This is a genomic window from Deltaproteobacteria bacterium, assembly GCA_015233135.1.
GTDB lineage: Bacteria > UBA10199 > UBA10199 > JADFYH01 > JADFYH01 > JADFYH01.
In genome coordinates, this window is sequence record JADFYH010000018.1 from 15,308 (window position 1) to 39,567 (window position 24,260).

A 24,260-nucleotide genomic window follows, 5' to 3' on the forward strand; every position below is an offset into this window, starting at 1 on the left:
AAAATAAATAGGAAGAAGAATATCATGCAGAATTTCATCCCCACCCAAAAAATAATTTTAAAATTATTTGTGCTGGCCTTGGCGGCAAACCTAGGCGCCTGCTTAGCTCCTCGTTATATCCGCCCTACAGTCGAAACGGCTCCTGCCTTTAAAGAACAGGCTACTCCCGAGGAAGCGAAGCAATGGAAAATGGCGATTCCCAGCGATCTTTTGGCCTGCGGACCCTGGTGGGAACTTTTTGGGGATGCTCAATTGAATGAGCTGGAACAGAAAATTGCCAGTGGCAATCAGAATGTGAAACAAGCGGAGGCGCGGTATCGTCAGGCCCGTGCCTTGGTGAGTGGTGCCCGAGCGGTATTTTTACCGACGGTCACGATACAACCTGCACTCAATCGAAAAAATACGGGAGGCGATATGAGTCATAGCTTTGACTTATCGGGAACTGCCTCCTGGGAGTCGAATGTGTGGGAAACGGCTTCGGCTTTTAAGGGCGCCAAGGCTAGGGCCCAATCGAGTGCAGCTCAATTAGAAGGCATGAAGCTCAGCATGCAGGCAGAACTTGCGACCGATTTTTTTTCCTTGCAAGAATTGGATATGGAAATCGGCCTTCTGAATTCTTCCGTGACTTATTATCAGGAGGCCTTGAAGCTCAATCAGATACGATTGCAGGGCGGAATTTCTTCGGAGCTGGAGGTCGCCCAGGCTCAAACGCAATTAGAGAGCACGCGGGCGCAGGCGACAGATCTTGGGATAGCACGGGCTCAATTTGAACACGCCCTCGCGGTTCTGATTGGCGAGTCGCCTTCTACTTTTTCTCTTCCGCTTAGCCAAATTCAACGCGAGCCTCCTTCTATTCCAGCAGGACTTCCTTCTCAATTATTGGAGAGACGACCCGATATTGCTTCGGCCGAAAGACTCGTCATGGCGGCCAATGCTCAAATTGGACAAGCACGGGCCGCTTATTTCCCTGCCCTCTCTTTAACCTCTTCGAGGGGATATACAGGGCTATTGAGTTCTCCTCTTAGCTTTTGGAGTATAGGCGCGTCTGCTGTTGAAACCTTGCTGGATTTCGGTCGCCGCCGAGCAGGAGTTAGACAGGCGCATGCCACCTATGAGGAATCGGTGGCCTTCTATCGTCAAACCGTGCTGAATGCCTTCAAAGAAGTGGAAGACAATCTCGCGGCACTGCGTTTACTTTCGCAGGAGATTGCTCAACAAAATTCCGCCGTGAAAGCCGCCGAAAAATCTCTACAAATCGAAAGTGCTCGCCTGAAAGCGGGAACTGTTTCCAATCTTGATGTAATTGTGGAAGAAAATATTTTGCTCACAAATAAACGCAATGCTGTTCAATTGATCGGTCGTCGCATGAACTTGACAGTTGCGCTTATCCGCGCGCTGGGAGGGGGATGGGAGAGTTTCCGGCTTCCCTGAAAAGCCTGTATTAGCGATTGAGTTCTCGCCTTGACATCTCGATTGGCTGTGCTTACTTCGCCAGAGCTGCTTTTAGTAAAAATTTAATCCGACATTTCTTTAGGGGGGGTCATTATGGAAAATATCAGCGAACGCGAAAAAGCCATCGCACTTGCACTGCAATCCATCGAAAAACAATTTGGCAAAGGTTCTATCTTGCGCATGGGCGATAAAGATTATGTGCAGGAGGCCCTGGAGGTCATTCCCTCGGGTTCTATTTCCCTCGATTTAGCCTTGGGCGTAGGGGGCTTTCCCAAGGGGCGCATTGTGGAAGTTTATGGGCCGGAATCCAGCGGTAAAACCACACTCACCCTGCATGCCATTGCTGAGGCCCAAAAGAAGGGGGGCATTGTGGCTTTTATCGACGCGGAACATGCCTTTGATATTCAATATGCAAAAAAACTGGGGGTGAAGGTAGAAGATCTGCTGCTGTCCCAACCCGATTCCGGTGAGCAGGCCCTGGAGATCGCAGAATCCCTCGTGCGGTCGAATGCCATTGATGTCATTGTGGTCGACTCCGTGGCAGCGTTGGTTCCCAAGGCAGAACTCGAAGGCGATATGGGTGACGCACAGATGGGAGCTCAAGCCCGCTTGATGAGTCAGGCCCTACGTAAGCTGACAGGGCTTGTTTCCAAAAGTAAAACCCTGCTTTTCTTCATCAATCAAATTCGCATGAAAATTGGGGTCATGTTCGGAAATCCGGAAACGACTACCGGTGGAAACGCGCTGAAATTTTATGCCTCCATCCGTTTGGATATACGCCGCATCGGGCCTATCAAACAAGGGGATCAAATGGTGGGAAATCGAACCCGCGTGAAAGTTGTCAAAAATAAGGTGGCTCCTCCTTTTAAAGAAGTGGAATTTGATATCATCTACGGAGAAGGAATTTCCAAGGATGGCGATCTACTCGATTTGGCGGCCAACAGTGAGATTATCGAAAAAAGTGGTTCCTGGTTTACCTACCAGGGAGAACGTTTGGGACAAGGACGCGAAAATGCGAAGCAGTTTTTAAAAGATAATCCGAGCATCGCGGCTAAAATTGAAAAACAGGTTTTTGAAAATTATGGCATTGTCAGAAGCGAAGCCCCTGTGGCGGGAAAAGAAGAATCTAAAATAGAAGCCAAGGAAAAGAAGAGAGAGAAAGAGAAGTTGAATTAGGAGGCATTTATGGGATTAGTTTATGCCGACATAGAACTCACTTCCGGAGACGATTTGGTTCTTTTTCGAAAGAAGAAAATTCAGGAAAAAGAGATCAGAACGCTTCCAGTCAAAATACTCGTCGACAGTGGGGCTTATACTTTATCCATTAATGAACATATCAAGGAACAGCTAGGCTTGGAAAAAATTGAGGAAAGGGTAGTGGAATTGGCGGATGGTTCCGAAATGCGTCTGGAGGTTGTCGCTGCAGTAGAGATTCGTTTTGAGAATAGACGGGCGATGGTGGAACCTGTTGTGTTACCTGGTAATGCAGAACCCCTTTTGGGAGTGGTTCCCATGGAAATTATGGATGTGCGGATCGAACCGCTTCAAGAAAAGTTGATTGTAAATCCGGAGACACCGTTTATTCCGAAGAGTAAATTGAAAAAAATATGAATTCCAAACAAATCCGAGAAAAATTTCTTCAATATTTTGAATCTAAAAATCATCAACGTGTGCGAAGTTCTTCGCTGATTCCCAGCAATGATCCGACCTTGTTTTTTACCAATGCCGGCATGGTGCAGTTTAAGAATCTTTTTTTGGGATTAGAAAAAGCGAGTTACAAGCGGGCAACTACCTCCCAAAAATGCATGCGTGTTTCGGGAAAGCACAATGATTTGGAAAACGTGGGTCGTACTCATCGGCATCATACCTTTTTTGAGATGCTCGGAAATTTTTCTTTTGGGGATTATTTCAAAAAAGACGCCATCCATTATGCCTGGGAATTTTTAACTAAAGTGATGAATTTGCCCAAAGATCGTTTGTGGGTCACGGTTTTCCGCGAAGATGATGAAGCGGCAGCTTTGTGGGAAAAAGAGATAGGGATAGATCCTAAAAGGATCATTCGTCTGGGTGAAAAAGACAACTTTTGGAGTATGGGCGAAGAAGGCCCTTGTGGACCTTGTACCGAAATTCATTATGATTTTCGGGTAAAATTTGAAGAGACTGAAGAGAGCTTTTTGAAGGCCGCCGATTCGGGTGAAGTGGTAGAAATCTGGAATCTGGTTTTCATGCAGTATAACCGCAGTGCGGATGGCACTATGGAAGATCTGCCCAAACCCAGTGTGGATACGGGAATGGGCCTGGAGCGTCTGGCTTGTGTGGTGCAAGGAAAACTTTCCAATTATGAATGTGATTTGTTCACGCCGCTCATTTCCAGAATAGAAGAGTTGGTCGGAAAAAAATGTGGAGTGAATGAAGCCACGACGGTTTCCATTCGAGTATTGGCCGATCATATCCGCGCCACCGCTTTTTTAATTGGTGACGGTGTGCAACCTGCCAACGAAGGCCGAGGTTATGTGCTGCGACGTATTATGCGCCGTGCCATTCGCCATGGACGCATGCTGGGGCAGAATCAGCCTTTCTTTTATAAATTGCTCGATACCTTGGTGGCTGAAATGGGCGAGGCCTATCCCGAATTAATTAAACACAAAACCTTTATCGAATCGGTAATCAAAGCTGAAGAAGAACGCTTTCTCACCACCCTTGAAAAAGGTCTGGAGATGATTGAGGCCGAAAAACAAAAGCTGAAGCAGAGTGGGGAAAAGTGTTTTGCGGGAGACATCGTCTTTAAACTTTACGACACCTTTGGTTTTCCCGTCGATCTCATCCAGAATATCGCCGATGAAGAAGGCTATATCGTGGACATGGAAGGCTTTGAAGAAGCCATGCTGACCCAGAAACAATCCGCCCGCCGTGCCTGGAGAGGTTCAGGTCAGGAAAAAGTGGCCCAAGTTTATCAAGAGTTGGCCAAGCATTTTCCTCCCACAAAATTTTTGGGATATGAAAGTTTGGAGGCCGATTCTAAAATGTTGGCCATGGTTCGCAATGGTGAAAAAATCAACGAAGCAAAAGTGGGCGATCAAATTTATCTCCTCGCAGAACAAACTCCTTTTTATGGCGAGTCGGGGGGACAAGTGGGTGATGTGGGAACACTCAGTGGAAGAAATTTTAAGATTCAAATCGAAGATACCCAAAAACCCGTGCCCGATTACGTGGTGCATATTGGAAAAGTTACGCAAGGTTTCGTGAAAACGGGGGACCTTATCCATCTGAGCGTGGATGCCAAATTTCGTACACCGACTCAACTCAATCACACGGCGACACATCTATTGCATGCTGCGCTCCGCCAGGTCTTGGGAGATCATGTTCGTCAGGCGGGGTCACAAGTGGCGCCTCATCGCTTGAGATTTGATTTCAGTCATTTCGAGCCGCTGACGGACGAGCAAGTGGAGAAGATTGAATCCATCGTGAATCAAAAAATCCGCGAAAGTATTCCTGTCGCAAAAAAAGAAATGGCTTATGACGAGGCTATTTCCACCGGCGCGATGGCCTTGTTTGGAGAAAAATATGGAGACAAAGTTCGCGTGTTGAGCGTGGGTGATTTTTCAACTGAACTTTGTGGGGGAACTCATATCGATCATACCGGCGAAATTGGCTTCTTTAAAATTGTGGAAGAAACTTCAGTCGCCGCCGGTGTGCGTCGTATTGAGGCTGTGACGGGACAAGACGCCCTCCAGTATTGCCGCAAGTTGGAGCGTCAATTGAAGCAGCTTGCGCAGCAACTGAAGGTAGGGGTGAGTGACTTGCCTGAAAAATTAAATAAACTGAGCGAGCAGACCAAAAAAATGGAGAAAGAAATTGCAGCTCTTCGCAAGAAGCTGCTTTCAGGAGACTCTGCAGCGGATACTGCTCAAGACATCCGTGAAAAAAATGGTGCGAAATTTTTGGCCACAAAAGTGGAGGCCGAAGATATTAATTCTTTACGCGCCTATTCGGATCAGCTTCTGGCAAAGCTGGGAAATGGTGTGCTGCTCTTGTCCGCAGCTATGGAAGGCAAAGTGACCCTCATTGTTCGTGTGTCCAAAGAACTCTGTTCCCAATACAAGGCCGGTGAGATCATTAAACCGTTGGCAGAAATTATCGGTGGCTCCGGCGGAGGTAGACCTGATATGGCCCAGGCGGGAGGGACTCATGTGGAGAAGATAGAAGAGGCCTTGAAGAAGTTTTATGAAATCATGAAATGAGAACTCTAACAGCAAGTCTGGAGAGCGATTGCTTGGATAATAGTGTGCTGGTTTCCCCCTATCCCAATGTAGTTTTTATTTTAGCCCGACGCGCCAGGAGGGCTTTTTTGATCAGCGTGAGCAGCATCGGTAAAATGGAGATAAAAACGACCGACAAAATGATGCTATGAATTTTTTCTCCCAGGGCGCTTTTACCCAAAAAATGCCCAACGCTAGTTAAGGAAATAATCCAAAGGCTAGCTCCCAAGATACTGAATAAAATAAATTTTTTATAGGGCATCTCGGCAACGCCGGCGATGAAGGGAACAAAGGTTCTGAAGATGGGAACAAAGCGGGCCATCACCACCGCCTTGCCACCATGTCTTTCATAAAAGGCATGGGCATCCTCGGCATATTTCTTTTTAAAAAATCGTCCGTCCGCTTTGGCAAAAATTCTATGTCCGGTCTTGTTCCCTAAAAAGTAGCCCAGTTGGTCCCCAATAAATGCTGCGCCAATTAATCCAAGGTTAAGTAAATAAAAATCTAAAATGGGTTGGTGGTATCCAAAACTTTTTGTGGTGAGATAGCCGGCGGTCACCAGCAAAGAATCGCCCGGTAAAAAGAAACCGGCCAGCAAGCCTGTTTCTGAAAAAATGATAAACATGATTAACCACGGCCCACCTGTTCGAATAAGCTGTTCAAGTCCGCCACTGGAGTGAAGTTCTGTTAAGAATTGATAAAAAGAATTCATGAGTTCCCTTAAAAGCTATTAATAGTAATTGATTAAAGCCTTCTACTTCTTTTAAAATATTTGAATAGGAAAAAATAATTATGGGGAAAATTGCTTTGGTTCTATCAGGGGGCGGTGCTCGGGGGGCCTATGAAGCCGGTGTGATTAATTATATTCGTACAGGCCTGCCTAAAACAGTCAGTTCCAGGGCCTTTGAGATCATCTCGGGTTCTTCAGCAGGAGCCATCAATGCCGCCGCCGTAGCCGCTTTTGCTCACGATCCTGAGCTTCAAGGCAAAATTATTCGGGAATTCTGGTCAAACTTAAAGCCGGAAGATGTCTACAATCGAAGTTTTTCGGCAGCCGCACAGTTTATTTCCTCTTCTGTGGGGGGCTTGTTTCGAAATCTCATTGCCCTGAATCCTCTCCGCTCCAAAAAAAGCTCATCCCATCATTTTAATTACATTTTAGATACTAATCCCCTGCGTGAATATCTCAAAAAAAATATCCCCTGGGCCCAGCTCAATAAGAATGTTTTAAAAGGCACAGTGGATGCCCTTACCGTGACGGCAACCAACACCAAAAGTGGACGCTGTGAACTTTTTATCAAAAAGAAACCCGAAATCAACTACACCGGAGAATATCGGGTTCATGAGGTGAATTTTCAGGCCGAACATGTCATTGCCTCGGCCGCTATTCCTGTCATCTTTCCCACTATTAAAATTGGAAAAACCTATTACACCGATGGCGGCTTGCGTCTTTTTGCGCCCATGTCTCCCGCGATTCAATTGAATGCCTCGGGCATCATCATGGTGGGGCTGAGACACAAGGCCACCGAACAAGAGATTCGTGCCTACGATGATGTTGAAATGAAAACGCCTCCCACGATTGCCCAACTTGCAGGACGAGTGATGAACATGATTTTTCTGGATCGTGTCCAATACGACCTGGAGCAGATGGATCGCATTAATAAAGTGATAGAATGGAGTGAAAAAGTTTACGGAAAAGATTATCTGACAAAAATCAACAGAATGCTTTCCAAAGAAAGAAGGACCGTCGACATTGCCAAGCGCGGGCTTAAAAAAATTAATGTCGTTGAAATTTTACCTTCCACTTTTATCAGCAATATTTTCGAGCAATGGTACACCAAGCTTTCAAAAGGGGTTTACAAGCTTTCGGCGATGGAACAATTGCTCTTGAGAGTACTTGACGTCAATGCCACAGATTCTCTAGAGCTGCTCAGCTATCTGACTTTTTCCAAAGAGTATATACAAGATCTGGTTGAGCTCGGTTATCAAGATGCCAAAAAACAGAAAGACCGTTTGATCGATCTTTTATCAACCCCTCATGAAACTGATTAGCTGGAATGTAAATGGACTCCGCGCTGTAGCCACCAAGGGCTTTCACGATTGGCTTGCTCAAACAGATCCTGATATCCTGGGACTTCAGGAAATTAAATGTAAAACAGAACAACTCACCCCGCTCCTCAAGGAATTCCCGGGTTATCATTCCTATTGGAATCCCGCCCAGCGCCCTGGCTATAGCGGGGTGGCTCTCTTTACCAAGCAAAAACCCATTGAGGTGCAGCTCAGCCTGGGGATTCCTCATTTTGACGACGAGGGAAGAACTATTATTGCCGAGTATGAAAATTTTTTTCTCATCAATAGTTACTATCCGAATGGTCGAGATGATCTTTCCCGCGTGTCCTTTAAATTGGAGTACAGCGATGCCGTCCTCGCTCTAGCAAATAAACTCAAGGCTTCCAAACCCGTTCTGCTTTGTGGAGATTTCAACACCGCTCACCAGGAGATTGATTTGGCACGTCCCAAGGAAAATCAGGAGAACACAGGGTTTCTTCCGCAGGAAAGAGCGTGGATCGATAAGCTGCTGCTTGATGGTTATGTGGATATTTTCAGAAAGCTTAATCCAAACCCCGGACATTATTCCTGGTGGTCTTATCGGGCCGCTGCACGAAAAAAAAATGTGGGTTGGAGGATTGATTATTTTTTTGTAAGTGAAAACTTTGTTTCGCAGGTGAAAAAATCTTATTATCAACACGAGGTTTTAGGGTCGGATCATTGTCCGGTGGTTTTGGAAACTGCATAAAGTCCCTCCCCTTAAGCTAAGGGGAGGTTAGGAGGGGTTATGGTCCACTTGCATAAAATTGCCATAACGCCCCCTGACCCCCTCTTAGCTTAAGAGGGGGAAATCTCATGTTCAGCTCAAAAAAACAAATTGAACAATTAGAAACACAAATTGCTTCACTCCAAAAAAAAATTAAAAACATCCAAGAAAGTTACGAGCAAAATTTAAGATCTCTGCGTCAACAAGTTGCGGCCATGGTCAGTGGTTATCCGGTGAGTCCGGAGGCCATCCTTTCGGGATTGGGCTATTCTGAAATCCCCAAAGAAAATGTGCTTGAGTTTATAGAACAGCATCCCGAGTTGTTGGTGCTGGATGTTCGCTCCGATACAGGCTGGAATGCAGGTCATATCCCCAATGCCAAGCATATCCCTGCCGAGCAAGTGCTGTTGCGACTGCATGAATTTCCCAGTAAAAAACAGCCCATCCTCACGATTTGCACCAATGGCAACACCGGGGTGAGCGTGGCTCAACAACTGGCCCGCGAAGGTTTTCAACTGGTGTTTAATGCCTTGGGTGGAATGGCTGGATATAGCGGAAAACTGGAAGCGCCGAAGGCAGAGATCACAAACGAAGAAGAAATCGAAGGTGAAAATAGAGAGCTCATCGCAAAAGTGGTAGAAATTATCGACAGAGATATTCGTCCAGGGCTTAAAAAAGATGGGGGAGATTTAAAAATTCTTTCAGTCCACGAAGGTGTTGTAAATATTAAAATGATTGGTGCCTGTGCAGGTTGCGGGGCACTGCATTCTACAGTGAATGAGGGAATTAAAAAACATGTGATGAAATTGATTTCAGAAATAAAAGATGTGAGAGATTTGAGTAAGGGAATTTAGATGTTTCAAGTCACCCTCCATCAACCAACAAAAGGTTACCGCTACAATATCGATTCATTACTTCTCTCCAAATTTGCAAAATTCAAAAAAAATGAAAGGGTCTGTGACCTCGGTTGTGGAGTGGGAATTCTCGGTATCCTGGCCTTAATTTGGGGAAAAGCTAGTGAAGTAGTGGGAGTCGAAGTACAGGAAGAGCTTGCACGATTTGCACAGCAAAATATTGAAGAGCTTCAGCTGCAAAATTCTTTTCGCCTGATTTGCGACAATTGGAAAAGAGTGGCAAAGCAGCTGAAGTCAGAGCGTTTTGATTTAATTTTGTCCAATCCTCCTTACCGAAAATCAGGGAGCGGAAGACTTTCCAGTCATACTCAAAAAATTATTGCCAAGCACGAGGTGAAAGGAAGTTTGAAAGATCTGCTTATTACTGGAAAACAATTGATGGCCCGCAAAGGCCGATTTTGTTTGATTTATCCGACGCTGCGACTTGAAGAATTCATTCAAGAAACCGGGAAGCAGGGGCTAAAAATTTCCAGACTCCAAATGGTACATCCCTTTGTCCATCAAAAAGCTAATCATTTTATGGTGGAATTAAAATTGAGTGTGCAAGGGGAAATTGAGATACAACCTGCTTTAGTGGTTTATAAAGAAGCAGGTGTTTACACAGAAGAAGTCGAAGGGTGGGTGGGAAAGCAGTTTGATCCATCGGAGTTGGATAGGGAATAAGGCCTCAATTTGGGAAGGTGACTTCGCTCACTTTCAGGCGATCACTTCAGTGTTTCCCCTCTCCCTTCGAGGGGAGAGGGCAGGGTGAGGGTGATATTGATGGAATCAAATTGAATCAAATGTCACCCCCTCCCTAACCCTCCCCCCTCAAGGTGGAGGGGATTTCTAATCCAAGTGGCGTCTGTTGACTTCTAGTCGACAGTGGTTGAATCAATTTCCCTTAAACCCCGGCCTCCGTTTTTCTTGAATCGCTCTTACACCTTCTTTCAAATCTTCCGTGGGGAAACACTGGGCTTGTCCACTAGACTCGTAATCAAACACTTCCTCTAAAGTCCAATTTACCGCCTTTTGAAGGCCTTTCTTCATAATCTTGAGAGGAAGAGGTGCGTTGGTGGCGATTAGATTTGCAAAAGCCAGAGTTTCTTTTTCCAGATTTTCAGGGCTGCAGATTCTGTTCAATAAGCCCATCTGAAAAGCTTCAGAAGCTTCTAATGTCCGTCCGCTAAAGAAGAGATCGGCGGCCTTGGCGGGGCCTAGTAATTTGGTGACGAAATAAAGCCCACCCATTCCCGAAGATAAACCTAACTTTGCAAAATTAACTCCCATTTTGGCTTGGTCCGAGGAATAACGAATGTCGCAAGCGAGGGCCAGACAAAAGCCAGCGCCAATGCTGGGGCCATTGATCATGGCAATGCTGGGGACTTCCAAATTTCTCACCGATAAAAATTTGGAATAAAATTCGATCATGTCTTGTTTATTTTGCTCCGGGGTTCTCTTCGTACGATCCAAAATAAATTGCAGATTTCCACCGGCAGAAAAAGCTTTGCCAGTGCCTGTCACAAGCACGACGCGGAGTTCTTTCTTCTGATTCAGCTGAGGGATAAGCGCTTTGAGTTCGTCTCCCATTTCTGGCGTGATCGCATTGAGTTGTTCGGGATTGTTTAAGGTGATTTTTCCTATAGGCCCATCTTGATTAAAAAGAATCAGTGGCATATTCATCCTCTATTATAAGTTTTAATGTGAGAATCTCGGAAATCATAAAAAGGTTTTTCTGTCATGAATAAAATTGCCCTTGTTCAAGACCCTCTTTACTTAGAACACCTCACCGGTGCCTTGCATCCCGAGTCTCCTCAGCGCTTAAAAGCCATTTCTGCAATGCTGAAAAATAGTGGCTTAGAAAGCAAAACCAAAAAACTCGAGCCCCGAAGAGCTACCCCAGAAGAAATCCAACTCATTCATACTCCGCAACTTTTTAAACAAATCGAGGCCACTCAATACCGCGAATCTACTTATCTGGATGCCGATACCCATGCCTCAGAAAAATCTTTTTTAGCGGCGGAGTCTGCGGTGGGGGGATTGTTAACGGCCTTGGATGAATTGCTCGAAGGAAACATTGAACAGGCCTTTTGTTTTCCGCGTCCCCCCGGACACCACGCAGAAGCGCATCGGGCGATGGGTTTCTGTTTATTTAATAATGTGGCGATTGCGGCGGAATATGCGTTGAAGAAAAAAAATCTTAAAAAAGTTTTCATCTACGATTTTGATGTGCATCACGGCAATGGCACTCAGCATGTTTTTGAAGATCGTGCAGATGTGTTTTATCTCTCACTCCATCAATATCCGTTTTATCCTGGCACGGGTGCTGCTTCTGAAAAGGGCCAAGGAGCAGGCGAGGGTTATACGCTCAACCTTCCACTGCCTGCGGGTTGTGGGGATAAGGAATACCTGCAAAATATTCAAAATCAAGTTGAGCCAGCCCTCCTGAATTACAAACCAGATCTCTTGATTGTCTCAGCAGGTTTTGATGCCCATCAACGGGATCCTCTAGGAGGGATGGAAGTGAGTACAAAGGGCTTTCGAGCGATGGCGGAATCCATCACAAAAATGAAAATAAAATGCGGAAACATTCCTGTGCTTTATTCCCTCGAAGGTGGATATGACTTGCAAGGTCTTTCCGAATCGGTAAAGGAAGTGGTTGAGGTGATGCTGCAAAAGTAAAAACATTTCCCCCTCTTAAGCTAAGAGGGGGTTAGGGGGCGTTATGGCAAAAGGGGAGGCGACTTACATATGAAAAAAAACTTATTAACTCTCTTACTTATTCTTTCATTCACAGGAGCCTGTATGCCTTCTAGCAAAGAAGTAAAAGTGACCGAAAAAATCGCCGTAACCGAACCCAAAGAACTCACTATTGACGCCGCAAAACATTATGAGGCGACTCTTGCTACCAGCAAGGGAGATATCCACCTTTCTTTAAATGCCGAAAAAGCCCCTTGGTCCGTCAATAATTTTGTCTACCTGGCAAAGGCTGGTTTTTACGAGGGCTTAACCTTTCATCGCGTGGTGCCTGGCTTTGTCATTCAAGGCGGAGATCCTGCAGGCAACGGAACAGGTGGCCCTGGATATACCGTGAAGGGCGAAACTACCAATGGCCTTTTGCATGAAGAAGGCGCCTTGGCCTGGGCCCGAACGGGTGATCAAATAAATCCTGAAAGACGTTCCAGTGGTTCTCAATTTTATATCACCTTGGCGCCTACACCTGCCTTGGACAATCAGTACACGGTATTTGGAAAAACAATTTCAGGGATGGAGGTGGTGAAGAAAATTCAAGTGGGGGATGTTATCAATAAGGTGACGGTGACGGAGAAGTGATGGGATGAAGAAAAAATTAAAAATAGACTTCTTGCCTGGCACCGAAAAGTAGAATTCCATGAGAGTAAAAAAAAATCTTCTACTCATTGAAGACGATGAAGAATTGTCTTCCTATATTTCCTTGTATCTTCAATCAAAAGATTATCCCGTCTCCATCGCTTATAACAGCAAAGAGGCACTAAAGCTTATTCAAAACCATGAATTCGATTTGGTGCTTCTGGACATTCAATTACCCGATGGAGATGGCATTGATCTTATCCGCCATATTAAGAACAAAAATCCCCTGCTGCCTATAATTGTGACCAGTTCTTTTGCCGAAGTTCAGACTGTAGTGAGGGCTCTTAAGAGGGGAGCCAGCGATTATATTCAGAAACCTGTGGATATTGAAAAGTTGGCCGAAAAAATTCAGGACTTGCTCGAGATAAAAAACAAGGATGCTGCAAAAGATGCGGGGAGCAGCTTCCAGGATATTGAAGGGCCCTTTCAAAAAAGTGAGGTGATGGGATATCTCTGGAAGCAAATCGCGGGAGTGATTCACTCGGATGTCCCCCTCATGATTTATGGCGAAACAGGGACGGGAAAAACTTTTCTTGCCAAAAAAATTCATGAATACAGTCACCGAAATAAAGCTCCCTTTGTGCATGTGAATTGCCCTTCTATTCCCGAGCATCTCATCGAAAGCGAAATATTTGGCCATAACAAAGGGGCCTTTACCGGTGCCGACAAAGAGGTTGAAGGGAAGCTTGAGTTCGCCGAAGGAGGCAGCGTTTTTCTGGATGAAATTGGTGATATTTCGATGTCGTTTCAGGCCAAGCTGTTGAGGGTGTTAGAAAGTCGTGAATTTGAAAAGCTGGGAAGTAACAAGACGATCAAGGCCAATATTCGCTTTTTAGCTGCCACCAATAAAAATCTTGAAGAAGCCATTCGGCTTTCGCATTTTCGAGAAGATTTGTATTACCGTTTAAATGTATATCCTCTCTACCTCCCCCCCTTGAGAGAACGTAAGGAGGAGATTCTTTCGCTCGCAGAAATATATCTTCAAAAACTTTCACATCAATTTAACAAATCCATTCTTCTTCTCAGTGCCGAAGCGCTTCGCAAAATGCAGGAGTACAATTGGCCGGGAAATATCCGAGAATTGGAGAACGTGCTCCAGCGGGCTTTTCATGCTGCAAGGGGAGTGGAGTTGAATGCAGAAGATATTGTCCTCCTCAAAAAAAATGAAACAGTTAAAAAAACAAGGGCGGCGCTCACTTCACTCAAAGAATTGGAACATCAAAAACTTTTGGATGCCATTCAGGCATCGGGGGGTAGCATTACGCGCATGGCAAATATTTTGGGGGTGGGGAGAGATACAGTTTATCGCAGGCTTGCCAAATATGGAATTGATTACAAAAAATAGGCTTCCACAATGAAAGAAACAGACAGCAAAATACCGGCAATTGAAGAAGAGCGATTTCAAAAGGTGGTTGAAGCCGCACCTTGTGCCATGGTGATGGTCGATAAAAACCAAAATATAGTTTTGATCAATACTCAGACAGAAAAAATATTTGGCTATGAGCGTCAGGAACTTTTGGGTCAAAAATTGGAAATCCTTATTCCCCAGTCTTTTCGATCTCGTCACCAGGGGCAAGTGGACAATCATTTTATCACTCCTTTGACTCGTCCCATGGGAGTAGGTCGGGATCTTTTTGCCCTGCATAAAAATGGCAAAGAATTTCCGGTGGAAATTGGATTAAATCCCCTGCAAATGAATGAAGGCTCCTTCATTTTGGCCTCCATCATCGATATTACTGAAAGAAAAAATAACGAGCTTATTCTGAAAGAAAGTGAAGAAAGGTTCCGTCTTTTAGCCGATTCGGTCCCCGTTTTAATCTGGATGGCGGGTCCCGATAAAAAACATTTTTACTTTAATAAAACCTGGCTGAATTTTACCGGGCGCAGCCTTGAACAGGAAATTGGCGATGCTTGGGCTACAGGGTTGCATCCTGAGGATTTGAAGTTTTATTTTAAAACTTATTCCGCCAGTTTTGATGAAAAAAAACCATTTTCGATAGAATATCGATTAAAAAATAAAGAGGGAGTCTATCGTTGGCTGATCGACACAGGAATCCCCCGCTTTAATCAGAAAGGGGAATTTTTAGGGTATATTGGTGGCTGTACCGATATCAGTCAGCAAAAGGCTTTGGAGCAAACGGCCAATGATGCCCAGCGAATGGCGCATCTGGGTTCCTGGCAATGGGATATCAAAAATAATACCGAAATCTGGTCGGATGAACAATTTAGAATTTTTGGCTACGAACCCAAAACCATACAAGCCCACCACGAAACTTTTATGAATGCCATTCCTGTCGATAAAAGGCAAAAGGTGCTTTCTGCATTTCGAAGTGCTTTGGAGGACAATCTCCCCTGTCATATTGAAAGCAGCATTGTGAGGCCCAATGGGGAGCTGCGCCATGTTCTGCTGCAAGGTGAAGTGAAAAGAAACGAAAAAAATGAAGCCGTTTTAATGAGTGGGACTGTGTTTGATATCACCGACCGTAAAAAAGTTGAACAGATGAAAAATGAGTTTATCGCCACTGTGAGTCATGAACTTCGCACGCCGCTCACTTCTATTCGGGGATCCTTGGGCCTTATTTCTGGTGGAGCAGTTGGAGATATGCCCGACAAAGCCAAGCCGCTTGTTCAAATTGCTCTCAGCAATTGTGAGCGCCTGGTGCGAATGATTAATGACATTCTCGATATTGAAAAAATTGAATCGGGGAAAATAGATTTTCATTTGAAAATATGTGACCTCAATGAAGTGATAAAAAATTCTGTGAAGGCCAATGAAGATTATGCCTCCCAATACGCTGTGTTGCTTAAAATAAACGAGACCAGTGAATCTGCCTTTGCCTCTATCGATGTCGATCGTATGACTCAGGTGCTGACAAATCTTATCTCAAACGCGGTCAAGTTTTCATCGAAGGGCGATATCGTGTTGATTTCAGTATCCCGACACGGTTCAAATATACGGGTTTCGGTTATGGATAAAGGCAAAGGAATCCCGGAAAATTTTAAAACCAAAATTTTTGGGAAATTTGCCCAAGCCGATTCCTCTAGTACAAAACAGAAAGGTGGCACGGGATTGGGTCTGAATATTTGCAAGAAAATTGTTGAAAAGCACGGAGGAAAAATAGGTTTTGAATCCATTCCGGGTGCAGGCGCCACATTTTATTTTGATTTGCCTGGCCTGGAATGTTCGAAGGATGACAATCAGGCCTAGAACAGCCTCCTACAAAATCCTACATAAAATGTATTTGTAGATTTGTGGTTCAAACCAAAAAAAGAGGGCAACGAGACTATTGCCAGCGATTTCAGATGCTTGCCTGGCAGGGCACAGGAAAGCTAAAATGGCCGCTATTTTGCTGTCATGTATTAGTAGAGTTTCAAGATAGATCTGAGTAGACGGGTTGTTATTAAATAGCCTCCTTTCCTTACCCTCCCACCCCTGGGCCGAAAGACCCAGGGGGTTTTCCACTAATTGGAGTTCGTGTGTATTATGCGTATGAATACTGTTGAGTTAGAAAAAATCCTTTACGTAGAAGACGACGATGACATCCGGATTCTGGGTGAAATGGCGCTCAGAGTTGGACCTTATGAAGTGATTAGTTGTTCAAGTGGGCCAGCGGCTCTTAAAGAGGCTGCAGAGCAAAATCCCGACCTGATTATTATGGATGTGATGATGCCTGGCATGGATGGGCCATCGGCGCTGAAGGCCTTGGGTCTTATTCCCTCTACGCAGCAAATTCCTGTAATTTTCATGACCGCAAAAGTTCAGCCTGAGGAAATAGAAGCTTATAAAAAGATGGGAGCTGTGGGTGTGATTTCAAAACCCTTTGACCCCATGACCCTTGCGGGGGAAGTAGAAAATATATGGAAATCCATTTAGCCGAATACCAAAAAAAAATAAAATTGCTTCACGAAACTTATTTCTCCAAACTTCCGGAAAAACTGGAAATCCTTGATCAATGCCTGGAAAAAATCAGCCAGCACTTGTCTTCAAATCAGGACTGGGCCTTGTTTTATAATACTACCCACAAGCTTGCCGGATCAGCCACAACCTTTGGTTTGCCTAAAGTGAGTCAGATAGCCAACCGTTTACAGATTCTTATTTCAGATTTTTCTGAACACAAAGAATTGTTGGATGAAAATAAAATAAATATTTTAAGTGGCCTGGTGGATGATTTGAAGAGCCAAACACTGTACTCCAAAAGTGGAAGTATCGAGCTGATGTTAGAACATCAAATTTCACCAGGAAAAAGGCATCTGGAGCCACAGAAAAAAATTCTTATCGTAGAAGACGATTCTATCTATGCAGAACATCTTGCCTTGCAATTAGAGGCCGCGGGCTTTTTATGTACTGTGCTTACAGCACTTGAGCCACTGGAAGAAGTTCTCGTCAAAACAAGGCCGGATCTTATTTTGATGGATATGTCCTTTCATGGCAAACGATTCGCGGGGGCTGAGGTCCTAAAGCAAATCAGGCTCTCCCAGGAGTTTTCTTGTCCGCTCATTTTTCATTCTTCAGACAGCAGTTTCGAAAGCAGGCTGGAGGCCGTTCGGGCTGGAGCAAACTGCTTTTTATGCAAGACCACACCCCTTTGGGGAGTTATCGATGTCATCGATCAGATGCTCTATAAGGAACAAATAAAATCTTTTTGGAAAGTTCTTGTCGTGCCCGAGGATGAACTGCTTGTCCGAAAATGCAATATTCTTTTTGAGCAGGAAGCTATTAAAATATTTCAGGTGCCAGATCCCACTTGTGTCATGGATAAAATTTCTGAACACTCTCCCGATTTGATTCTTATCAATCTGTGCCTGCCCAAGATGCAAGGCGAAGAGTTGGCCGCAGTGATCAGGCAAGTGCCATCTTTCGAAAGAATTCCCATTGTTTTCCTTTCTTCTGAAAAGGACTCCCCAAAACGGATAGAGTTTCTTCGTCAGGCAGGCGAAGATATCCTGCAAAAAAATATTGATTCTACTGAGCTGCTTTTGGTGCTTAAACGCAGACTTCAAAGGTTCGCTCGATTAGGCCAATTGTTTAGCACCGATGCCCTGACGGGCCTGCTTAATTTCAAGGTCTTTCTGGAGAGAGCAGAACAGGAAATAATAAGAGCGAGACGCCATAACATAAAACTTACACTCGCAAAAATAGACATCGATCATTTGAGCTTAATCAATGAGGCCCATGGTCATGCGGTAGGCGATGAAGTGATTACGGAGTTGGCCTATTTATTAGAAAAAAAACTTAGAAGAAGTGATATTGTGGGGCGAGTGGGAGGCGATGAATTTTGCGTCCTGCTTCCAGAAACAGAAGCAGAAAAATTGCTGAAAATATTTGAGGAAATTGCGCAAGGTTTCCAATCGATTTTATTCCGGATGAATAGAACGGAGTTTACTGCATCTTTTAGCTGCGGACTTTCTTCTCTGCTGCCCCATCATAATGTTGAAGCCCTCATGGAGCTTGCTGATCAAGGGCTAAAAAAGGCAAAGAAACTTGGACAGAGTAAAGTGGTTATTCAGGAAGAGTTGTAATTACGAAGACCTTTTAGTCCTCCAAAAAGAGAGAAGCGATAAAGCATAAATCCCAGCCGTCTCCCCCCTCAAAATATTTTTTCCCAGCGAATAACTTTTAAAGCCTTTTGAGTGAGCCATTTTTACTTCAACTTCACTGAAGCCCCCTTCTGGACCAATGAGCAGCAAGCATTCTTCGGCTTGATCCTTTGAAAAATCGGTTTCTAACTCCGATAAAGCCAAGCTGTTATAGGGGTGAAGTAGGGCTTGGAGGATTTTAGGATTATCGGCTTCAATTTTTTTCAGATATTCCTGAAAACTCAAAACTTCATTTATTTGAGGTAAATGTAAATTTTGAGATTGCTTTAAAGCCGCTTGGGATAAGGCGATAAAACGTTCCTGTTTTTTTGTTTTGTCTTTTTCCGATTTTAATTCCACCACGCCATGCTGAGAAAGCAGGGGAGTGATTTCATCCACCCCCAACTCCGTGGCCTTTTCAATCAGCCAATCCATGCGTTGATTTTTGAGAACGGCACAGACCAGGTGTATCCTGGGTTTTGGGCTCATTGCTTGATGAACTTTCAGGATTTTCAGGATGGCCTTGGGGAACTCCAAGTCTGCCTCTTGTAGGACACAATAATATTGCTTGCATTCCCCATCCGAGATGGTGATTTCATCGCCTACTGACTTGCGTAATACACGCAAAAGATGATGCGATTCGGAGACAGACAAGTGGAGCTTGTCTTGAACAATATTTTTTGAATCCACTAAAAATTGAGGCATAAATTATGTGGGAAAATCGCCAACAAACAGGTTTCGTGAAAGCTTTTACAGAAACCGTAAAGCAAAGCATGCTGGAGCCCGCTCGTTTTTATGATTCTATAACTCCTCAGGGTAGCTATGACCAGCCTTTATTCTACGCCCTGATCTGCATGTGTCTGGGTACTTTTTTTGCCTTGGCCTACCAGTTTATTTTTCAAAGTTTTTTTTCGATGCTAGGAAGTTTTTTTCAGCTTCCCTCTTCTGAACTGGGTTTGAGTGTAGGTTTTTATTTCTTCATGGCCTTGGCTTCGCTGGTGGCTGCTCCCCTATTTTGTTTTATCCAGCTCATTTTGAATGCAGCAATTTATCACCTCTGTTTGTGGGCCTTGGGCGCCAGCCCCAATGGCTTTGTCGCTACTTTCAGGGCCTTGTGCTATTCGCAAGGGCCTCAGGTTTTGCAGATAATCCCTTTCGTGGGCAGTTTCGTGACTCTAATTTGGCAGCTGGTGATTCTGTATAATGGGTTTAGAAAATTGCAGTCAGCCAGTTCAGGACAAGCCTTGGCGGCCATATTATTTCCAATTATCTTCATGTGTCTGTTTAGCCTCTTGTTCTTTTTTGGAATTATCCTGCTTGTGTTTTTTATTATATTTGCAGTGAGCAAAGCCTCTCATGGAGTGTAAATGAAATCTGTTGCCTTAGCTTTGGATATTGGAGGGAGCTTTATAAAGGCCGCCTGTGTGGATCTCAAAGGTTGCATTCTTTTTGAACAGTCCTTTAGCTCTGGTCCGAAAGATACCAACACGAAGTTTCTCAAACATCTTTTTGAAATCATCGAGGCCTTAAGAAATTTCTGTGCTGAAAAAAAACTTCAGATTCTAGGCCTGGGCTTGGGGGTTCCTGGAATTGTGAATGCTCAAAAAGGCATCGTCTATCAATCGCCGCATTTCTCTCAATGGAAAAATTTTAAAATACGAGCTGCTCTTCAGAAAAAAATTCCTTTCCCCATTGATATGGATAACGATGCGAACAGGGCCGCTCTGGGCGAGGCCTGGCTGGGAAAAGGAAAAGCGCTCAGGAATTTTATCTTCCTCACTTTGGGGACCGGCATTGGCGGTGGCATTGTTCTCAATAAAAGAATCTGGCAGGGAGATTCCGGCTTTGCGGGGGAATTAGGGCATTTGGTGATTGATAGAAATGGTCGAAGCTGTCCCTGTGGCGGCCAGGGCTGTTTGGAGCGTTATGCCTCCCTCGTCGGCCTACAGGAGGCATGGAGAAGGGTTTCAAAAGCTCCTTTCCCAGGTCCTCAAGAACTTTATTTAAGGGCGATGAAAAAGGATAAGGCTGCGCTTGAAGTCTGGAAGCAATTTGGAAATTCTTTGGGGCTAGGTCTTGCCTCTTTAATGAATGTTTTGGGCATTGAAAATATTATCCTCGGAGGAGGCATCTCAGAGGCTTTTGCGGTTTTTGAAAAGGCAATGAAACAGGGAATGCAGCAACATCTTTATCAGACGAGTTTTAAAAAGATGAGGGTTTATCCATCGCAGCTTAAAAATAAAGCAGGAATTTTGGGTTGTGCTTATGCGGTGTTTTTTGTAAATCAATGAGACTTTCAGCGAGGGGACTGGGAGTGTTAACTGTTCGGGAGGATCGTTAAAATATGAAAACTATCGCGTGCTTATTGCTAGTTATTTTTTTAAATTTCTCACTTTTTAGCCTGCAAGCCAAAGAGAAAACAAAAACTCAAGAAACAATGCCTTCCCCTGCAACTACCCAATCCATTCCTTTTGCAGAGGTTGCCAAAAGCACGGCAGAAGTTTTATGTAAGAGGACAGATGAATGTTCCAAAGAAAAACTTCCTGCAGGAGAGTGTTTGAAAGAAACTCAAGAGGCGTTTACCCAGGCCTATGATCGCTTGCCCAAAAATAAAAAAGTTGAAGTGACCCAAGATGAAAATGTGAATTGTATTAAAACTATCGAAAAAATGCACTGTCAGGAGTTGCAGAGTGCAAGCAAGCTTCCCGGTTGTGAATATATCGAAAAGTTGAATCAGCCATGAAAGTTCTGTGTGCCATGAGTGGTGGAGTGGATTCGTCTGTGGCTGCTTTGCTCTTAAAGCAACAAGGTCATGAAGTGATTGGAGTGTCGATGAAGCTGCGGGAGATGCCGATGGATCCATCTCTCAAAGTCAGCGGTTGCTGTTCGCTGGAAGATTTTAATGATGCCAGGCGTGTGTGTGATGCCTTGGAGATTCCCTTTTACGCCCTAAATTTTAAAGAACAATTTAATGAAAAAGTGGTGGATGTTTTTGCCTCCGAATATCTGAGAGGGCGCACTCCCAACCCCTGTGTGCTCTGCAATCGGGACATCAAATTTGATGCGCTTTTGGCAAAGGCTGAGGAAATGGGGGCGCAATCTGTAGCGACGGGTCATTATGCACGCATTCAAAAAACGGGCGAAAATTACCAGCTGCTCCGTGGGCTAGATTCCAAAAAAGATCAAAGTTATTTCCTTTTCTCTTTAGGTCAAAAAGAACTCTCAAAAATGATGTTTCCCGTAGGGCATCTGACCAAGCCTCAAGTTCGGGAAATCGCACGCGAATACAATTTGAAGACCAAAGACAAACCCGAAAGCATGGAGATCTGCTTTGTGCCCAACGATGATCCAGGGGCTTTTCTAGATTCCTATATAGCCGAGGGGCGACATCCTCCACCAGGGGATTATATCGATCTCTCGGGTAAAGTGATTGGCAAGCATGAGGGCATCCACAAATATACGATTGGCCAACGTCGAGGAATAAATCTTTCGATGGGAAAAAGATTTTACGTCCAAAAAATTAATCCTGAAACGAACCAAATTACTTTAGCGGAAGATAGAGCCTTGTATCAGAATTCCTTGTTAGCTTCCAAAGTAGGCTGGATAGGCTCTACGCCAGCGTTGGAAGAGTGGATGAGTGCAAAAATTCGTTATCGGACTGAGCCAGCGGATTGCCAGATTCAAGCCTTGGAGAATGGGGATTACCAGATAAATTTCAAAGAAGCGCAACGTGCGATTACGCCGGGACAGGCCTTGGTGTTTTATCGGGGGGACGAAGTGTTGGGGGGGGGCTGGATAGAGAGGGGGTTATGAAAACCGTCGCCATTTTCACCATGGGTTGCCGAGCCAACCAAGCCGATTCGGCTATTTTGGAAGGCATGCTGGCGCGTGAAGGCTGGCGTCTGGTGGATACGAAAGAGCCTGCGGATGCCTATATCCTCAATACCTGCACGGTCACTAACAATGCCGATCAAGAAGCGCGCTATCTCATTCGTCGGCTGCATCGACAAAATCCGGAGGCTTGTATCTTGGTGACGGGCTGTTCTGCCCAAGTAAATCCCAAAGCCTTAGCGGGTGTGGAGGGCGTTGCTTTTGTGGTGGGCAATACTCAAAAAAAATCGATCTTGGACTTGCTGAAACAATCAAAACCCTTAGTCCCTGAAATTATGGTTGAAGATATTTTTCAAGAAGAAGCCATTTTTAGCTCCGATTTCTCTTCCTATTCAAAAAATACAAGGGCCCTTTTAAAAATTCAGGATGGCTGCAATCAGATGTGCAGTTACTGTGTGATTCCCTTTGCGCGCGGGAAAAACCGCAGTCTCTTGCCTCAGTTGGTGATGGATGAATTGCATCGCTTGTCTGAAATTGGATACTACGAAGCGGTGCTTACCGGCATTCATATTGGTACTTACGGCCGCGATCTGAGTCCCCAAACGGATTTGCTGGCCTTAATGAAGCGCATTGAAGACGAGGTCCCCATTCATCGCGTGCGCCTGTCCTCGATAGATCCTGAAGAAGTCACCGAAGAAATGATTGAGTTTTTATCCGGCTCCAAAATATTTTGTGCCCATTTGCATATCCCCGTGCAAAGCGGGGAAGATCAAATCTTAAAGCTGATGCGACGGCGTTATACGGCTCAAGAGTTTTTGGACCTTGGTGTAAAATTGAAGGAAAAAATTCCTGGTGTTTGTCTGGGAACTGATATTATGCCTGGTTTCCCCTACGAAAACGAAGAGCGTTTCGAAAAAAGTTACCGCTTAATGCAAGAGAGTCCCCTAGATTACTTGCATGTATTTCCCTATTCGGCCAAAGAGAAAACTCGTGCAGCAAATTTTCAGGATCAGGTTTCTCAGGCCCAAAAAAGGGAGCGAGTTTCAAAAATGACTGCGCTTTCAAAAGAGAAGAGGAATCAATTTTACGAAAGTCAAAAAGGCAGTATCCAGGAAATCATTTTGGAAGAAAAGGCTATGCATTTTCCCGAGCATTTTTCCGACAAAATAAGAGGGGTCTCCCGAAATTTTATTTCGGTTTATGTGGTGGCGAATGAAGATTTAAAAGGAAAACTTGTCAGTTGCAAGATCACTGGCTACGAGGGTGACTATGTTTTTGGAGAAATTATTTAGCGACGAAAGACGTCGACTCAAAGAGTTGGAAAAGGCCTTGGGCGTGAAGTTCAAGAAGCGCGCTCATTTGCGCCACGCCTTAACTCATCGTTCTTATGCTAATGAAAAAAAACTGGATGCTACCTTACACAATGAGCGCCTTGAATTTTTAGGTGATGCGGTGTTGGAACTCGTGGTTTCTGATCTCTTGATGGAAAAATTTCCCAAGGCGGCTGAAGGAGAATTGTCTAAACAACGGGCAGCAATGGTAAACGAAAAAAGCCTGGCGGCCATGGCGAGGCATTTTGGTATTGGCGATAAGCTTTATTTAGGGAAAGGTGAAGCTTTGGGGTTGGGTCGCGAAAAAAACTCGCTTTTGGCCAATGCTTACGAGGCAGTATTGGGGGCCCTTTATTTGGATAGAGGTTTTAAAAAAACCTGCAGGGTGGTTCGCTTGCATGCCGAAAAATTGCTTAGGCGCGTGACGGATGAAGGGTTTTATAAAGATTACAAGACCCAACTTCAAGAGACAGCCCAAAATTTATTTAAGACGATTCCCCGTTATCGCCTGGTGGCTCAGACAGGGCCTGATCACGATAAAACCTTTGAAGTGAATTTGATGATCAATAATGAAATCTACGGGACGGGTTCTGGAAAAAATAAAAAAGATGCAGAGCAGTTGGCTGCACAGAGGGCCTTGTTGAAGATAGAAATGATGCCTCAGCCTGAGAATGTTGTAGCGTCGACATCGCATTAGTTAAGAGAAAAACCC

At 44.6% G+C, this 24,260-nt stretch carries 23 protein-coding genes; 20 read left to right on the forward strand and 3 right to left on the reverse strand.

Annotation, left to right across the window (positions count from 1 at the left end):
• Positions 1-24: 24 nt before the first annotated feature.
• The 4 genes from HQM15_07175 to alaS all read left to right on the forward strand — a co-directional run bounded on the left by HQM15_07175 (position 25) and on the right by alaS (position 5,693).
• On the forward strand, positions 25-1,431 hold the full coding sequence (locus HQM15_07175; protein ID MBF0492544.1) for an efflux transporter outer membrane subunit: 1,407 nt from the start codon (positions 25-27) through the stop codon (positions 1,429-1,431).
• A 114-nt stretch (positions 1,432-1,545) separates the two neighbouring features.
• On the forward strand, positions 1,546-2,628 hold the full coding sequence (gene recA, locus HQM15_07180; GenBank protein MBF0492545.1) for a recombinase RecA: 1,083 nt from the start codon (positions 1,546-1,548) through the stop codon (positions 2,626-2,628).
• A gap of 9 nt (positions 2,629-2,637) precedes the next feature.
• Entirely contained in the window at positions 2,638-3,063 is a 426-nt protein-coding gene (locus HQM15_07185; GenBank protein ID MBF0492546.1) for an aspartyl protease family protein, read from the forward strand.
• Positions 3,060-5,693 carry an alanine--tRNA ligase gene (gene alaS / locus HQM15_07190; protein MBF0492547.1) on the forward strand — a complete coding sequence of 878 codons (2,634 nt, stop codon included), beginning with the start codon at positions 3,060-3,062 and terminating at the stop codon, positions 5,691-5,693. Before HQM15_07185 ends, alaS begins: the two co-directional genes overlap by 4 nt.
• Before the next feature lie 58 nt (positions 5,694-5,751).
• Here alaS and HQM15_07195 read toward each other — a convergent pair whose 3' ends face one another.
• Complete coding sequence (locus HQM15_07195) at positions 5,752-6,423, reverse strand: VTT domain-containing protein (GenBank protein ID MBF0492548.1); 672 nt, start codon at positions 6,421-6,423, stop codon at positions 5,752-5,754.
• Between the two features lie 80 nt (positions 6,424-6,503).
• On the opposite strand from HQM15_07195, the gene HQM15_07200 reads away from it, so the two are divergent.
• The 4 genes from HQM15_07200 to HQM15_07215 all read left to right on the forward strand — a co-directional run bounded on the left by HQM15_07200 (position 6,504) and on the right by HQM15_07215 (position 10,103).
• Positions 6,504-7,763 carry a patatin-like phospholipase family protein gene (locus tag HQM15_07200; protein ID MBF0492549.1) on the forward strand — a complete coding sequence of 420 codons (1,260 nt, stop codon included), beginning with the start codon at positions 6,504-6,506 and terminating at the stop codon, positions 7,761-7,763.
• On the forward strand, positions 7,750-8,508 hold the full coding sequence (gene xth, locus HQM15_07205; GenBank protein MBF0492550.1) for an exodeoxyribonuclease III: 759 nt from the start codon (positions 7,750-7,752) through the stop codon (positions 8,506-8,508). Before HQM15_07200 ends, xth begins: the two co-directional genes overlap by 14 nt.
• A gap of 107 nt (positions 8,509-8,615) precedes the next feature.
• Complete coding sequence (locus HQM15_07210; GenBank protein ID MBF0492551.1) at positions 8,616-9,380, forward strand: NifU family protein; 765 nt, start codon at positions 8,616-8,618, stop codon at positions 9,378-9,380.
• Complete coding sequence (locus HQM15_07215; GenBank protein ID MBF0492552.1) at positions 9,381-10,103, forward strand: methyltransferase; 723 nt, start codon at positions 9,381-9,383, stop codon at positions 10,101-10,103. It begins immediately after the preceding gene.
• A gap of 210 nt (positions 10,104-10,313) precedes the next feature.
• On the opposite strand, the gene HQM15_07220 is transcribed toward HQM15_07215, so the two are convergent.
• Complete coding sequence (locus HQM15_07220; protein ID MBF0492553.1) at positions 10,314-11,096, reverse strand: enoyl-CoA hydratase/isomerase family protein; 783 nt, start codon at positions 11,094-11,096, stop codon at positions 10,314-10,316.
• A 63-nt stretch (positions 11,097-11,159) separates the two neighbouring features.
• Between HQM15_07220 and HQM15_07225 the strand changes: the two genes are divergently transcribed.
• The 6 genes from HQM15_07225 to HQM15_07250 all read left to right on the forward strand — a co-directional run bounded on the left by HQM15_07225 (position 11,160) and on the right by HQM15_07250 (position 18,329).
• Entirely contained in the window at positions 11,160-12,101 is a 942-nt protein-coding gene (locus HQM15_07225) for a histone deacetylase (protein ID MBF0492554.1), read from the forward strand.
• A 123-nt stretch (positions 12,102-12,224) separates the two neighbouring features.
• The gene (locus HQM15_07230) at positions 12,225-12,752 is read left to right on the forward strand and encodes a peptidylprolyl isomerase (protein ID MBF0492555.1); all 528 of its coding nucleotides are present in this window, start codon (positions 12,225-12,227) and stop codon (positions 12,750-12,752) included.
• Positions 12,753-12,810: 58 nt separating this feature from the next.
• On the forward strand, positions 12,811-14,154 hold the full coding sequence (locus HQM15_07235; protein ID MBF0492556.1) for a sigma-54-dependent Fis family transcriptional regulator: 1,344 nt from the start codon (positions 12,811-12,813) through the stop codon (positions 14,152-14,154).
• 9 nt (positions 14,155-14,163) lie between these two features.
• The gene (locus HQM15_07240) at positions 14,164-16,017 is read left to right on the forward strand and encodes a PAS domain-containing sensor histidine kinase (protein MBF0492557.1); all 1,854 of its coding nucleotides are present in this window, start codon (positions 14,164-14,166) and stop codon (positions 16,015-16,017) included.
• Between the two features lie 276 nt (positions 16,018-16,293).
• Entirely contained in the window at positions 16,294-16,683 is a 390-nt protein-coding gene (locus HQM15_07245) for a response regulator (protein ID MBF0492558.1), read from the forward strand.
• Positions 16,668-18,329, forward strand: a complete 1,662-nt coding sequence (locus HQM15_07250; protein ID MBF0492559.1) for a diguanylate cyclase — start codon at positions 16,668-16,670, stop codon at positions 18,327-18,329. The genes HQM15_07245 and HQM15_07250 overlap by 16 nt, the downstream gene beginning before the upstream one ends.
• On the opposite strand, the gene HQM15_07255 is transcribed toward HQM15_07250, so the two are convergent.
• The gene (locus HQM15_07255) at positions 18,330-19,091 is read right to left on the reverse strand and encodes a 16S rRNA (uracil(1498)-N(3))-methyltransferase (protein ID MBF0492560.1); all 762 of its coding nucleotides are present in this window, start codon (positions 19,089-19,091) and stop codon (positions 18,330-18,332) included. It lies immediately after the preceding gene.
• A 5-nt stretch (positions 19,092-19,096) separates the two neighbouring features.
• On the opposite strand from HQM15_07255, the gene HQM15_07260 reads away from it, so the two are divergent.
• From HQM15_07260 to rnc, 6 genes are read left to right on the forward strand one after another with little or no spacing between them, the layout of a single operon-like run.
• Positions 19,097-19,753: a YIP1 family protein gene (locus tag HQM15_07260; protein MBF0492561.1), complete on the forward strand. Its 657-nt coding sequence runs from the start codon at positions 19,097-19,099 to the stop codon at positions 19,751-19,753.
• A complete protein-coding gene (locus HQM15_07265; GenBank protein ID MBF0492562.1) occupies positions 19,754-20,677 on the forward strand; it encodes an ROK family protein in 924 nt (307 codons plus the stop codon).
• A 53-nt stretch (positions 20,678-20,730) separates the two neighbouring features.
• On the forward strand, positions 20,731-21,129 hold the full coding sequence (locus HQM15_07270; protein ID MBF0492563.1) for a hypothetical protein: 399 nt from the start codon (positions 20,731-20,733) through the stop codon (positions 21,127-21,129).
• Positions 21,126-22,199 (forward strand): tRNA 2-thiouridine(34) synthase MnmA, encoded by a 1,074-nt coding sequence (gene mnmA / locus HQM15_07275; GenBank protein ID MBF0492564.1) that lies wholly within the window; start codon positions 21,126-21,128, stop codon positions 22,197-22,199. The genes HQM15_07270 and mnmA overlap by 4 nt, the downstream gene beginning before the upstream one ends.
• A complete protein-coding gene (gene mtaB, locus HQM15_07280) occupies positions 22,196-23,509 on the forward strand; it encodes a tRNA (N(6)-L-threonylcarbamoyladenosine(37)-C(2))-methylthiotransferase MtaB (GenBank protein ID MBF0492565.1) in 1,314 nt (437 codons plus the stop codon). Before mnmA ends, mtaB begins: the two co-directional genes overlap by 4 nt.
• Positions 23,487-24,245, forward strand: coding sequence for a ribonuclease III (gene rnc, locus HQM15_07285; GenBank protein ID MBF0492566.1), 759 nt, complete (start codon positions 23,487-23,489; stop codon positions 24,243-24,245). The genes mtaB and rnc overlap by 23 nt, the downstream gene beginning before the upstream one ends.
• Positions 24,246-24,260 lie beyond the last annotated feature (15 nt).